This is a genomic window from Streptomyces sp. LUP47B, from assembly GCF_001746295.1.
Classification (GTDB): Bacteria; Actinomycetota; Actinomycetes; order Streptomycetales; family Streptomycetaceae; genus Streptomyces.
The window spans coordinates 208,829-222,748 of record NZ_MJAH01000014.1 but is presented as its reverse complement, the minus strand read 5'-3'; the positions used below and the strand labels follow the sequence as shown (position 1 = coordinate 222,748).

The 13,920-nt window shown below is 72.9% G+C and carries 9 protein-coding genes and 1 pseudogene; 3 read left to right on the top strand and 7 right to left on the bottom strand.

Features of this window, described 5'->3' with window-relative positions:
• The 3 genes from BFN33_RS35470 to BFN33_RS35460 form a co-directional block, all read left to right on the top strand.
• Nucleotides 1–2,144: FtsX-like permease family protein (locus tag BFN33_RS35470; protein ID WP_069764293.1), on the top strand; the 2,144-nt coding region annotated here is incomplete at its 5' end.
• Complete coding sequence (locus BFN33_RS35465) at nucleotides 2,137–4,911, top strand: FtsX-like permease family protein (RefSeq protein ID WP_079141159.1); 2,775 nt, start codon at nucleotides 2,137–2,139, stop codon at nucleotides 4,909–4,911. The genes BFN33_RS35470 and BFN33_RS35465, both read left to right, overlap by 8 nt.
• Before the next feature lie 139 nt (nucleotides 4,912–5,050).
• Nucleotides 5,051–6,007, top strand: coding sequence for an ABC transporter ATP-binding protein (locus tag BFN33_RS35460; protein WP_069764291.1), 957 nt, complete (start codon nucleotides 5,051–5,053; stop codon nucleotides 6,005–6,007).
• Nucleotides 6,008–6,018: 11 nt separating this feature from the next.
• On the opposite strand, the gene BFN33_RS35455 is transcribed toward BFN33_RS35460, so the two are convergent.
• From BFN33_RS35455 to BFN33_RS35425, 7 genes and pseudogenes are all read right to left on the bottom strand, one after another.
• On the bottom strand, nucleotides 6,019–6,687 hold the full coding sequence (locus BFN33_RS35455; RefSeq protein ID WP_069764290.1) for a hypothetical protein: 669 nt from the start codon (nucleotides 6,685–6,687) through the stop codon (nucleotides 6,019–6,021).
• Nucleotides 6,684–7,097 (bottom strand): thioesterase family protein, encoded by a 414-nt coding sequence (locus BFN33_RS35450; protein WP_069764289.1) that lies wholly within the window; start codon nucleotides 7,095–7,097, stop codon nucleotides 6,684–6,686. Before BFN33_RS35450 ends, BFN33_RS35455 begins: the two co-directional genes overlap by 4 nt.
• A gap of 2 nt (nucleotides 7,098–7,099) precedes the next feature.
• The gene (ettA, locus tag BFN33_RS35445; RefSeq protein WP_079141158.1) at nucleotides 7,100–8,764 is read right to left on the bottom strand and encodes an energy-dependent translational throttle protein EttA; all 1,665 of its coding nucleotides are present in this window, start codon (nucleotides 8,762–8,764) and stop codon (nucleotides 7,100–7,102) included.
• 399 nt (nucleotides 8,765–9,163) lie between these two features.
• Nucleotides 9,164–9,529, bottom strand: coding sequence for a hypothetical protein (locus BFN33_RS50450; RefSeq protein WP_079141157.1), 366 nt, complete (start codon nucleotides 9,527–9,529; stop codon nucleotides 9,164–9,166).
• Between the two features lie 33 nt (nucleotides 9,530–9,562).
• On the bottom strand, nucleotides 9,563–10,975 hold the full coding sequence (locus BFN33_RS35435; protein ID WP_069764287.1) for a TQXA domain-containing protein: 1,413 nt from the start codon (nucleotides 10,973–10,975) through the stop codon (nucleotides 9,563–9,565).
• Between the two features lie 267 nt (nucleotides 10,976–11,242).
• Entirely contained in the window at nucleotides 11,243–11,704 is a 462-nt protein-coding gene (locus tag BFN33_RS35430; RefSeq protein WP_069764286.1) for a single-stranded DNA-binding protein, read from the bottom strand.
• A 255-nt stretch (nucleotides 11,705–11,959) separates the two neighbouring features.
• Nucleotides 11,960–13,919: pseudogene (locus BFN33_RS35425) on the bottom strand (YfjP family GTPase); the annotation flags it as partial.
• Nucleotide 13,920 lies beyond the last annotated feature (1 nt).

The window sequence follows — 13,920 nt, the reverse complement described above, 5'->3', positions numbered from 1 at the left end:
CGCTGCTGTGCGCGCCGCTGCTGGCGGGCCCGCTGACCCGGACACTGGCCGGGCGGGGACCGCTGGCCCGGATCGGACTGCACCTGGAGGTGCCGACGGGCGGACGGGCCGGGGTGTGGCTGGTGGCGGCGGCGGTGGCGGTGGCGCTCGGGTGTGCGCTGGCGGTGACCCTGCCGACCTCCTCCTTCGCGCGCGGCCGGGCCCGGGCGCTGCCCGGTGCGGTGCGTGCGGGGGCGGACCTCGGGCTGCTGGCCGTGGCCGCGGTGGCGTACTTCCAGCTCAGCCACCAGACCTCAGGTGCCGTGTCCGGAGACACCTCCGGCACCCTGGGCGTGGACCCGCTGCTGGTGGCGGCGCCCGCGCTCGCGCTGCTGGCCGGGACCGTCCTGACGCTGCGGCTGCTGCCGCCGCTGGCCCGGCTCGCCGAACGCCGGGCGACCGGCGGGCGCGGCCTGACCGCGGCCCTGGCGGGCTGGCAGATCGCCCGCCGCCCGATGCGCGGGGCGGGCCCGGTGCTGCTGCTGGTCCTCGCGATGGCACTGGGCATGCTGGCCATCGGACAGGGCGCCTCCTGGGACCGTTCGCAGTCCGACCAGGCGGACTTCCGGGCCGGGACGCCGGTGCGGGTGCTGACCCCCGGGGACGCGGGGCTCGGCCGCACCGAGGAGTACGCGGCCGTCGCGGGCGTACGGCGCACCGCCCCCGCCGCCCGCTCCGAACTGCCGCTGTCGGGCAGCAAGGTGGCGACGGTGCTGGCCCTGGACACCTCGCGCGCCTCGATGCTGATCCGTCCCGACCTGCACTCCGGACCCTTCCTCCAGGGTCTCGGGCCCAAGGGCTCGGTCACGGGCGTGCAGGTGCCCGCGGACACGGCCCGGCTGCGGCTGACGGCGGCCCTGCGGGGTTCCTTCCCGGGTACGTCGGCGCAGGTCACCCTCACCCTGGAGGACCGCTACGGCACTCCCTACCGCGTCCCGGCCGGCCAACTCCCCGCCGACGGCCGCGCCCACGCGCTGGACGTCTATGTGTCCGGGGGCCCGCTGACCCTCACCGACCTGGAACTGATCGTCTCCGTGCCGAGCGGCGAGGCCGAGCAACACCGCTTCATCCTCACCGCGTTGACAGCCACGGACACCGAAGGGGCGGTACGGCGGCTGCCGTTGCCCACCACGTGGAAGGTGACATCGAGGAGCGACGGGGTCGCCCCTACGGCGAACCCGAAGGCCGGACCGGCCCCGCCACGCCTGAGTTCGGGATCCGGTCGGCTGACGGTGGACTACGGCACCGGTTTCATCCCGTCCGACGACACCTGGAGCACGGGGTCGCTGACGGTCCGGATGCAGGCCCCGCAGCCGGAGCCGGCCGAGGTCACCGCCGTCGCGACCGAGCGCTTCCTCGCCTCTGCGGGCGCCTCCCCGGGAGACACACTGGACGTGCCGCTGGGCGGCGAGACGGTGTCGGTGCGGATCGTACGGTCGATCCGTGAGTTGCCCACGGCGTCGGACAGCGGTGGGGCCCTGCTGATCGATCTGCGGTCCGTGAACCGGGAGTTGCAGGCGCAGTACAACCGCGGCGTGGCGCCGACCGAGTGGTGGCTGATGACGGAACCGGGCGGGTCGGAGAAGGTCGCGGCGGCGCTGCGGGCCCGGCCCGACATGGACCCCGCGCAGGTCGTGGTGCGGGACGAGCTCGCCGGGCAGCTGCGCGACGACCCCTTCGGGGCGGGCCCCGAGGCCGCGTTCGCCGCGGCGGCCGGGGTGGCGGCGGCGCTGGCCGCGGTCGGGTTCGCGGTGGGCGCGGCGGGGTCACTGCGGGAGCGTGGCGCGGAGTTCGCCGTACTGCGCGCCCTGGGGGCCCCGCGCCGCCGGCTGGCCCGCGCGGTCGCCGTGGAGCAGGGGGTCCTGGTGGTGCTGGCGCTGCTGGTGGGCGCGCTGCTGGGCACGGTTCTGACCCGGGCCGTGGTCCCGCTGATCGTGCTGACGGACGAGGCGGCCAGACCGGTCCCGCCGGTCCTGGTGCAACTCCCGCTCCCGCAGGCGGCCGCGCTGCTGGCGGCGGTGGCCCTCGCCCCGATCCTGGTCACGGCGGCGCCGGCGCTGCGGCGGGCGGATCCGGCGCGGGCGTTGCGTGAGGGGGGTGAGTGAGGTGAGACGCTTCAAGGAGACGGGGGTTCCCCCGGTGACCGTGCCCTGGGTCCGCACCCGGCTGCGGACCGCGCCCGGCGCCGCGTGCGCGCTCGCGGTGCTGGTCGCGCTGACGGCGTGCCTCGCGGCCGCGTTCCCACGGGCGGTCGACCGCTACGAGGACGCCGGACTGCGCCGGGCCGCCGAGCAGGCCCGCCCCGACCGGACCGGCATAGAGGTGTACGCCCCGGAGCCGTCCATGATGCTGAAGCCGAGCGACCGTGAGGACGTCCTGCGTCCCGACCTGCTGGCCGCGCAGTACGCCAAGGTCCGCGCCGGAGTCCCGCGCCCGCTCGTCCTCGACCCGGGCCAGTCGACGTACGGCGTGCGCACCACGCTGGACATCCCGGTACCGGACCCGTGGCTGCCGAGGCCGACGGGCAAGCCCGCGGAGGTGACCCTGGTCGCCCAGGCGGGCCTCGGCGCCCACGCCTCGGTCACCGAGGGGCGTCTGCCGCGGGCGGACGACGACGTGACCGCCACCGCACCCGAGCTGGAGGCGGCGGTCACCGTCGACACCGCCAAGTCCCTCCACATCAAGGTCGGTTCGGTGATCCACTCACCCGCCGCCGGCCGTACCCTCCCCATCCGGGTCACGGGCATCGTCACGCCCCGCGATCCGAAGGGCGCCTACTGGTCCACACATTCCATCCTGCGCACCCCCTCCCTGATCCGCGAGCCCGCGCCGTCCGTGGACATGCACTGGCTCGGCGCCCTGCTCGTCGCCCCCGAGGCGGCCCCGGTCCTGCTGGCCAGCCCCGGACGCCCGGAGCGGTACTGGCAGTTGGCGCCCACAGTGCAGACGCTCCGGGCCCGTGACGCCCCGGCCCTGCGGTCCGCGCTCGCCTCCCTGGAGGCCGGTCCGGCACTGCGGAAGCTGCGCCTGGAGATCGACGGGCCGGTGACCGAGCTGACGGCGCTCGACGGCCAGACCGAGATCAGCACCGACCTCGACGAGGTCCTCATCACCTACGACCGGCTCCGCGAGAGCGTCGCCCCGCTCGTCGCGGTCGCCGCGGCCGGCGCCGGCACGGTCGCCGTTGTCGTCCTCCTGATGGCGGGCGGCCTCACAGCGGACCGCCGGCGCAGCGAACTCGCCCTGCTGCGGGCCCGCGGCGCCTCCTTGCGGGGTCTCACCGTCCGCCTGTTCGCCGAGACGGCGGTCGTGGCCGTCCCCGCGGGCGCCCTGGGGCTCGCCGCCGCGCTGCTCACGGTCCCCGAGGGCCGCTTCCCGTACGCGATCGCGGCCGCCGTGGCGGTCACCGCCGTGACCTGCGTGGCCCTCCCCCTCCGCGCGGCGGCCGTCCACCGCGTGGTCCGCGTCCACACCGGCCGCGAGGACATCTCGTCCGTACGACCGTCGCGGCGCCGTACGGTCGCCGAGCTGACGCTGCTGGCGCTGGCCGCGGGAGCGGTGGAGTCGTTGCGTCGCCGTGGCACCTCGGGCTCCGCCGACGACCTCGTCTCGCTTGCACCCGTGCTGATGGGAGTGGTCGCCGCTCTGGTCCTGGTCCGTCTGTACCCGCTTCCGCTGCGGGGTCTGGCCCGTCCGGCCGCCCGTCTGCGGGGCGCGGTGGCGCATCTGTCCCTGGCCCGGGCGGGCCGCACCTCGGCCTCGGCGGTGCTGCCCCTGCTGGCCCTGCTGACCGCGCTGACCACGGCGGCCTTCGGCGGCTCTGTCCTCGCGGGCGTACAGGAGGCCCGCGACCACGCGGCCCTGCTCGCGGTCGGCGCCGACGCGCGCGTGGAGACGGGGGCGCCGCTGCCGTCCGGGCTGCCGGACCGGCTGCGCCGTTCACGGGGGGTGACCGCGCTGTCGGCGGTGAGCGTCACCTCCGAGGCGAAACCGGAGAACGGGGCAGTGTCGGTACCGCTGGTCGGGGTGGACCCCGCGGACTACGCGGCGCTGTCGTCCCGGACTGACCTGGGCGCCTTCGAGGCGGCCCGGCTGAGGGAAGGGACCACCGCGGAGGCGGCCCCGGCCCTGGCCTCGACGGCCACCGCCCGGACGTACGGCACCCGCCCCTTCCCGGTCCTCCTCCCGGACGGCAGCGCGCTCACCGTCCGCATCACCACCGTCCTCGACCGCACGCCCGCGGTGCTGGGACCGGACTTCCTGGTCGTGAACCGGAAGGCATTGAGCCCGGCGGCGGCGCGGCCGACGACGGTGCTGCTGACGGGGACGTCGCTGGACGGCACCGCGATACGCAAGGCCGCCCCGAAGGCGGCGTCCGTGCACCTGAAGTCCGAGGAACGCGGACTCTACGTCGACTCCCCCCTGCAGACCGGCGCCGAAGGCGTCTACGCGACGGCGGTGGCGGCCGGCACGGGATACGCGGTCCTGGCTCTCTTCCTGTCCCTCCTGCGCACGTCCCCGGACCGTACGGCCCTCCTGGCCCGGCTGCGCACGATGGGCCTGACCCGGGCCGCGGGCCGCCGCCTCCTGATCCTCGAATCCCTTCCCCAGGCCGTCGTGGCCGCCGTCGGAGGCACCCTCACGGGCTGGGCCACGATCCACCTCCTGTCCCCGGGATTCGACCTGACGGCCATCGCCCTCCCGTCGGCCGACCCCTCCTCGTCAGGAGCGGCGTTGCGCACCGACGCCCTGTCCCTGGTGATACCGGCGGCGGCCGTACTGCTGCTCGCGGTGGGGACGGGGGTCGGGCAGGCGTGGTGGTCAGGGAGACGGGGATCGGTGCAGGAGCTCAGGGCAGGGGACGCGAGATGAACGAGTTCGTCGCACCCGGCGGCGGGCGGTCGTGCCGCCGGAACCGCTTCCGACCCGCAACGAGAGGCATCCGAACGGCGGCGAGCGAACCCCACCGTCGACCAGCCCGCACGCCGGACCGCAGTCCAGGAGAAGGCCGATGACCACGAACCCCACCCTCACCGACCTCGCCCACAAGGCGACCCAGGCCCGCAACCGCCCCGCCTACGGCCACGACGCCCTGATCACCTGCGACCGGCTCGTCCGCATCTTCACCACGGACGGCGTGGAGGTCCAAGCACTCCAGGGCCTCGACCTCCTGGTCCGCGAGGGCGAACTCCTCGCCCTCGTGGGCGCCTCCGGCAGCGGCAAGTCCACCCTCATGAACATCCTCGCCGGCCTGGACACCCCCACCGCGGGCGCGGCCAGAGTCGCGGGCCACGACCTCCTCACCATGACCGCGAAGGACCGCCTGGCCTACCGCCGCGCGACGGTCGGCTTCGTCTGGCAGCAGACCTCCCGCAACCTGCTCCCCTACCTCACCGCGGCCCAGAACATCACCCTCCCCATCCAGCTCTCGGGCGCCAGGACACCCCGCCGCGCCCAGACCGAACGCGCCCTGGAACTGCTGGAGTTGCTGGAGGTGGCCGACTGCCGCGACCGCCGCCCCCACCAGATGTCCGGCGGCCAGCAGCAACGCGTCGCGATAGCGGTGGCGTTGGCCAACAGCCCCGCGGTTCTTCTCGCCGACGAGCCGACGGGCGAACTCGACTCCCACACCGCGGAACAGATCTTCGCCGCGTTCCGCACCGCCAACGAGCAGCTCGGCACCACGATCGTCATCGTCACCCACGACCAGGCGGTGGCCGGAGAGGTCCGCCGGACGGTGGCCATCAGGGACGGCCGTACGTCCACGGAGGTCCTGCGCCGCAGCGAGGTGGACGCGACGACGGGCCACGAGACCCTGGTCGCCCGTGAGTACGCGATGCTGGACCGCGCGGGCCGCCTCCAGCTCCCCAAGGAGTACACCGAGGCACTGGGTATGCGCGACAGGGTGGCGCTGGAACTGGAGCCGGACCACATCGGCGTATGGCCGGACGACAGCGACCGGGACTGACGGTCGGCCGATCAGCGCACGCTGACGCCGAGGGTCCCAAGTCCCCCTTGCCGTACGGCGATCGAGCCGTAGGGCGTACGAAGCCGCAGCCACGCCCCCGACGAGAAGAGCGCCAATTCCCCGCCGGAGCGCAGGAAACCCAGGGACTGGGCCGCGTGCACGGCCCGCACGGGAAGCCGTGTGTCCGCCACGGTGCGGGACCAGATCTCCCGCCCGAGCCGGTCGAGTTCGGCCCGCGTACGCGTCTCGGGGTCCAACTCCTCGGTACGGGACCGGAATTCGGCGACCCCGGCGTGCACGAGCGCCCGCAGTGCCTCAGGCCCCGGCAACCCGGCGACCGCCTGCCACCCGCCACGCGGTGGCAGTACCCCGGCCCACGGCGGACCGGTCACCGCCTGCGGCACGACGGCCGTGCCCGCGCCCTCGTCGACGGACTCGAGGAGCTCCCCGGCGGACACGGTCACGTCGAGCGTGACGTCGAGCCCGTTCTCGTACGGCTTGGCCAGCCGCACCGCCCGGATCGCCAGCACCTCGAAGGACGGCGGACGTCCGAAGACGGCGAGCGCGGTACCGGCCCCCTGGAGCCGGACCGCGGCCGAGCGGTCGTAGTGCAGCAGCCGGGAGAGGAAGGCGGCGAGGTCCGCGGCCTCCCCCTCGTCGGCGAGGTGGAGCACCGTCATGCGGCGACGGCCTCCTCCTCGTCGTCGTCCCGGTACTCCTCGAGGAACTCCCGTTCCTCCGCCGTGATCCGGCGCGGCCGCTGGGCCTCGAAGTCGAACGGCACGATCACCGTCGAGGCCCGGACGTAGACGTCGTCGCCGTCCTTGACCTCGTAGGTGATGGTGAAGGACGCCGCCCGGATCTCGGTGATCCACAGCTCGATGTCCACGGGCGCGTGCCGGTGGACCAGCTGCCGCTTGTAGTCGATCTCATGGCGTGCCACCACGGACCCCTGCTTGAAGTCCTTCTCCGGGCGGAACAGGAAGTCGATACGGGCTTCCTCCAGGTAGCGGAGGAAGACCACGTTGTTGACGTGGCCGTACGCGTCCATGTCCGCCCAGCGCAGCGGGCAGCGGTAGATGTGCCGCAAGATCAGCCCCGGGTCAGCTTCTTGTAGGTGGCGCGGTGCGGACGCGCCGCGTCCGGGCCGAGCCGCTCGACCTTGTTCTTCTCGTACGACTCGAAGTTGCCCTCGAACCAGTACCACTTGGAGTCACCCTCGTACGCGAGGATGTGGGTCGCGACCCGGTCCAGGAACCAGCGGTCGTGGGAGATGACCACAGCCGCGCCCGGGAACTCGAGCAGAGCGTTCTCGAGCGAGGACAGGGTCTCGACGTCGAGGTCGTTGGTGGGCTCGTCGAGGAGCAGCAGGTTGCCGCCCTCCTTGAGCGTGAGCGCCAGGTTCAGGCGGTTGCGCTCACCACCGGACAGGACGCCGGCCGGCTTCTGCTGGTCCGGCCCCTTGAAGCCGAAGGCGGAGACGTAGGCCCGCGACGGCATCTCGACCTGGCCCACGTTGATGTAGTCCAGCTCGTCCGACACCACGGCCCAGAGGGTCTTCTTGGGGTCGATGTTGGCGCGGCTCTGGTCGACGTAGCTGATCTTGACCGTGTCGCCGATCTTGACCGTGCCCGAGTCCGCGGGCTCGAGACCCTGGATCATCTTGAACAGCGTGGTCTTGCCCGCGCCGTTCGGGCCGATGATGCCCACGATGCCGTTGCGCGGCAGCGTGAACGAGAGGTCGTCGACCAGGACCTTGTCACCGAACGCCTTCGAGAGGTTGTTGACCTCGACGACGATGGAGCCCAGCCGCGGGCCCGGCGGGATCTGGATCTCCTCGAAGTCCAGCTTCCGCATCTTGTCGGCCTCGGCCGCCATCTCCTCGTAGCGAGCCAGGCGGGCCTTGGACTTGGTCTGGCGGCCCTTGGCGTTGGAGCGGACCCACTCCAGCTCTTCCTTGAGGCGCTTGGCGCGCTTCTCGTCCTTGCGGCCCTCGACCTTGAGGCGAGCGGCCTTCTTCTCCAGGTACGTGGAGTAGTTGCCCTCGTAGGGGATCGCGCGACCGCGGTCGAGCTCGAGGATCCACTGGGCGACGTTGTTCAGGAAGTACCGGTCGTGAGTGACGGCGACGACAGCGCCCGCGTACTTCGAGAGGTGCTGCTCCAGCCAGTTCACCGACTCGGCGTCCAGGTGGTTGGTGGGCTCGTCGAGGAGGAGCAGGTCCGGGGCCTCGATCAGCAGCTTGCAGAGCGCGACGCGGCGCTTCTCGCCACCGGAGAGGGTGGTGACGGGCCAGTCGCCGGGCGGGCAGCCCAGGGCCTCCATGGCCTGCTCCAGCTGCGCGTCCAGGTCCCAGGCGTTGGCGTGGTCCAGGTCCTCCTGGAGCTTGCCCATCTCGTCCAGCAGCGCGTCCGAGTAGTCCGTCGCCATGAGCTCGGCGACCTCGTTGAAACGGTGGAGCTTGCCCATGATCTCGGCGGCGCCGTCCTGGACGTTCTCCAGGACCGTCTTGGACTCGTCGAGCTTCGGCTCCTGCATGAGGATGCCGACGCTGAAGCCGGGCGACAGGAACGCGTCACCGTTCGACGGCTGCTCAAGGCCCGCCATGATCTTGAGAACGGTGGACTTACCGGCACCGTTAGGTCCGACCACACCGATCTTCGCGCCGGGCAGGAAGCTCAGCGTCACGTCGTCAAGGATCACCTTGTCTCCGTGCGCCTTACGCGTCTTGCGCATGGTGTAGATGTACTCAGCCAAGAGAAACCGTCCGGCAACTTGAGATCTGGCAGTGGGCAGATACACCCCATCTTGCCTGAGGTCCACCCTTGGGTGGTAACCCGTTTGGTCGGGGGGCTGTGACCTGGGGGTTCGTCGTCGGCGGCTGTGGGCCGACTGTCACTGTCGGTCGCCGTGGGTCGGCCTCGGGTGACCTCGGACGGCCCAGGGCGGCCCGATACGCGGGGCCGAGCGTCATGGACGGTGACCATCGGGGAGGGACCGTGGGAGCCCAGACGGGGGCGCGCTCATTCCCGGTCCGAGTGATCTCGTCGCCGGCCCGCAGATCGCCGCCTGGGCCGTCATTCCCGGCGCCGCCCAGCACCTCACGACCCGGTTCGTCGACGCGCGAGCCGCCCCGCAACCCCTGACGGGCAGCCCCTAGTCGTCAGAGCCGCGCCGCACGGCCAGCAACACGGCGGCGCCCACAGCCACCGCCCCCACCGCACCCGCGGACCGCATCAGCCCGTGGGACGTGCGCCACGACAGCACCGACCACTTCGACTGCGCCGACAGCAGCGACCCCGTGCTCAGCCAGGACCCCGCCGAGATCAGCGACAGGGCCGAGCTGATCGAGCCGACGGACAGGGCGCTGCCGATCGAGCCGACCGAGAGCGCCGAGCCCACCGAGCCGATCGACAGAACCGAGCCCACCGAGCCGATCGAAAGAACCGAGTCCTGCGACCACAGGGACAGCGCCGAGTCCGAGGAGGTGTGACGCGCCGGTGATGCGGATGGCTTGGTCATGACGCCATTGTGCCCGGCACCGACGCGCCGCGGTCAGTCCTGTGCCCGGTTCTGCTTCCTGCCGGTGAGGACCAGGGCCGCGCCCCCGATCACCACCAGGGCGATGGCGGTACCGGCGATCAGCGGGGTGGTGGCGGAGCCGCCGGTCTCGGCGAGGTTGACGTCGGTGGTGGGGACGGCCACCGTGGCGGGGCTGGGCTCGCTGAGCGTCTGGGTCGAGGCGCCCGTCTCGCTGCTGCGGGTGCGGCAGTCGAAGACGCCGGTGAAGCGCTTGGCGAGACCGTCGGGGCCGGTGATCGTGAAGTCGTACGCCTGGTCCTCCTGGAGCGCGACCGTCACCGTGCGGGTCTCGCCCGCCGCGATGGCGTACTCCGTGCCCATCAGCTCGAACCCGAACTCCTCGTCGCCCTGGTTGACGGCCGTGATGTCCAGGCCGCCCTCGGTGCAGTTCCGCGCCGCGGAGAGGGCCGGTACGGCGCCCTCCTTCGCCCAGGTCGCGCTCGCCGCCGCCGCGACCGTCGACTCGCTGGAGCCGGCGAGGATCTGCGTCTGGCTCCGGCTCTCGGAGGCGAACGCACGGCCGACCGGCACAGTGGTCGAGGCCTGCACGGTGAGGTCGGCCGAGCCCGCCGCCGCGTCCTCGGGAACGTCGAAGTAGAGCTCGCTGCCGTTGCTCGCGGAGGTCACCGGCCTGCCGTCCTTGCCGACGATCCGCACGCCGCTGGTGGCCGCGTCCGCCGGCGGGGTGACCGTCGCGCCGGCTGCGTTGGTGTGCACCGTGACCGGGCCGAGCAGCTCGCCGGGGTGGCCGGAGGCCGCCGGCGGGTCGAGCGTCAGCGACGCCGCCGGCTCCACGACGTCACGGGCGCTCTTCTCCAGGTAGTCCGCGAGCTTCTCGGCCTGCGGGTCGACGGCGTCCACGTCGGCGTGGTCCGAGTAGCGCCAGATCGCCACCTGGGTGCCGGCCGCCGCGTCCTGCTCGGTCAAGCCCGAGGCGATACCGGCCTTGGCGGCGAGCGCCGCGAGATCGTTTACCTGGGGATAGGAGTTCTGCAGGATCCAACGGATCTTGCCGGCCCCCTTGTTGGCACCCAGTGAGGTGCCGCTCCAGTCGGTCTCGTGGTACTTGGCGTCCTTCTGCGTGGGGTTGTAGAGGTCGACGCAGTACGTCTGCAGGGTTCCGCCGCCCTCGACGGACATCTCGAACAGCCCGGCCGGCACCCGCAGATCGCCGGCGGTGTCGTGTATCACCGCGTCGCCGTAGGTCTTCAGGCCCCCTATGGTGGCGGTCGCCCCTCTCTGGTTCTGCGCCGCCTCGTCCGCGGACGCCGTGTCGGCGACGGCCACCGTGGCACCGGCGGCGAGCAGGCCGGAGACGAACGTGACGGCCGCGAGGCGAGCCGCACCCCGTCCGCGCACGGACAGCGCAGAGAACGCAGAAAACACGGAATTCCCCTTCGAACAGGACCCGTTGACGAGCGGGGTGGCGGTCCCACCAGCAGAATCAGTAACCCCGGGAGCTGTGTTCGGCATCCTAGGGACGCAGCCGCCCCCCTCTTCCCGGGGATGCGGTCGGAAGATCGATCCGACTCGGAATCGTTATCGCCAAGAACCTTCACCCGCAGGGCTTATCGACAAATCGACCAGAGGCATCCGGAACACATTCGCCGATAAGCCGCGCTTCGGTCAGGGTCGCGGCGCCCTCGGCCGACGTCACGTCACCGCGACGGCCTCCTGTCGGTCCGCGGTCTCACCCGGCGGTGTCTCCCAGGCCGGCTCGGGCTGCGCGGACGCACCCCCGACGGCGTTCTCCAGCCGCTGGGTGCGCCGGAAGGCCGAGGTGCCGCGCGCGAGGTCGTGGCCGATCGCCACCGCGTCGATGTCGGCCGAGGTCCAGGCCGGCTGCCCCTCGCGTCCTTCCGAGCGCACCTTCAACCTGCCGTGGACGACGATCGGATCACCCACGTTGATCGACCCCGACACGTTCGTGGCGAGCTGGCGATTCGCCCACACCGTGAAGAAGTTGGTGTGCCCGTCCGTCCATTCGTTCTTCTCACGGTCCAGATAGCGCGCGGTCGCCGCCAGCCGGAACCGCACCGACGCGCCGGTGGCCAACTCCCGGTACACCGGCTGTGTCGCCACGTTGCCCACCGCGCAGATCATCGTCTCGTTCATCGCTGGGATCCCCTCCCGGACATGCGTACGGGCCCGTCCCGTACGGCTGCTGCTGTCTGCGGGCCGACCGCGTCACCGCGACGGCCGCGAAGCCAGACTGCCTCCGTCGGGCCGAGCCCGCTGGGCCCTGTGGACCGTCCCCGGGTTGTGGACAACTCCGCCACCCGAACGAGGGACCGGGTCCACATGAACACGCGTCCCCCCACCGCAACCACACCCGTCACCGCACCGCTGTCACCCCCTTCACCCCCGTCACCCCACCCCGACGACCCTCCCGTACTGCTCCCGGACCTCCCGGTAGCGCAGCAACTCCGCCGCCACCGGATCCAGCACCCGCGCCCGCCCGCACCCGGACGCCGCCTCCCGCAGCCGCCGTTCCGCCTCCACGCCATACCGCCGCGCGGGCCCCCGAGCCGCCATCCGGCAGCTCCACTCGACGATCGGGCCGCCGATGATGCCGGCCACCATCAGCAGCACCGGGACCCCCAGATTGGGCGCCATGACCCCGGCGATCTGGCCCACCAGCCAGAGCCCACCGACGATTTGAAGGAGTGTCATGGACGCCTGCGCCAGTACGGCCACCGGCCACCAGCCCGGCCGCGGCGGACGGCCCGGGGGCAGCCCGGCTCGGGCCGTCAGCTGGTCCAGCGCCTCGGGCAGCCCCTGGGAGCCGCGTACGGCCGCCTCACGCACCGCCTGCGCCCACGGCGCGGGCAGTCCCGCCGAGGCCCGGTCGGCGAGCGTCCGTACGGCCTGCTCCACACGCTGGCGCGCGGTCGCCTCCTCCGTCCCCGAACCAGCGCCACAGCCGCAACCACGGTGTCCCGCACGCGCGGTTGGCGTTGCGCAGCCAGGCGCGTTCGGCCGCCTCGCCCGCCGCGGTGGCACCGACCGCGTCCGCGAGCCGGTCGGCGAAGTCGTCGCGCGCCTCCTCACTCAACCCGGTGCGCCGGCCCGTCGCGTAGACGGGGTGCAGCCGCCACGCCGCCGCGTCGACGTCGGCCGCGATCCGCCGCGCGGGAGCCCCGCGTTCCGTGACGAAGTGGCCGAGTGCTTCCCGCAGTTCACCGACGCCGTCCCCGGTGAGCGCCGACAGCGCGAGCACCGTGGCGCCCGGTTCGCCGTACTCCCCGAGGGCGATCCCGTCCTCGTCCAGCAGCCGCCGCAGATCGTCGAGGACCTGCTCGGCGGCCTCTCCGGGCAGCCGATCGATCTGGTTGAGGACGACGAACATGACCTCCGCGTGGCCCGCCATGGGCCGCAGATAGCGCTCGTGCAGGATCGCGTCGGCGTACTTCTCGGGGTCGACGACCCAGATGACGGCGTCGACGAGTGCCAGGATCCGGTCCACGTGCTCGCGGTGCTGGACCGCGGCCGAGTCGTGGTCGGGCAGGTCGACCAGGACGAGTCCGCGCAGCTGGGCCTCCGACTCGGCACTCTGCAGCGGGCGCCGCCGCAGCCGGGGCGGGATGCCGAGCCGTTCGATGAGACTGGCCGAACCGTCGCTCCAACTGCACGCGATCGGCGCGGCCGTGGTGGGCCGGCGTACGCCGGTCTCCGAGATGGCCACTCCGGCGAGCGCGTTGAACAGCTGCGACTTGCCGCTGCCCGTCGCGCCGGCGACGGCGACGACGGTGTGCTGCCCGGAGAGCCTGCGCCGGGCGGCCGCCTCGTCCAGGACCTGGCCGGCCTCGGCGAGGGTGCGGCTGTCGAGCCGGGCCCGCGAGAGCCCGACCAGCTCCCGCAGCGCGTCCAGACGGGAGTGCAGGGGGCCGTCGTACGTGAGCGGAGCGGCGGGCGGTGCGTTGTTCCCACGGACCTCCATGACGGCGGCCTGCTCGGTCTCGGCGGTGACCCGGCGCGCGATGAGCCCGTCGTCCCAGGCGCCCGCGGAGTCGTCGTCGGCGGCGGGAGCGTCGGCGACCGCCTCCGGGGAGCCGCTACCGGCGTCCCCGCGCCTCCGCCCCCGTCCCGCACGCGCACGACCAGGAGCCTCGCTCACGTTCCGCTCCTCGTCCCGTTCCGGACCGCTCTCCGGCCCCGACACGGTCTCCACGCGCGCGTGCTCGTCCTCGCCCTCCGGCTCCGCCCGGGCCTCGACCTCGGGCAGGGGCTCCTCGACCGGCCTCTCCCCGTCTCTCCGCCCCTCCCCCGATTCCCCCGGTACGGCGTTCCCCGCCTGCTCCGTGTGGTCCTGATCCGTGACGGCGGTCATC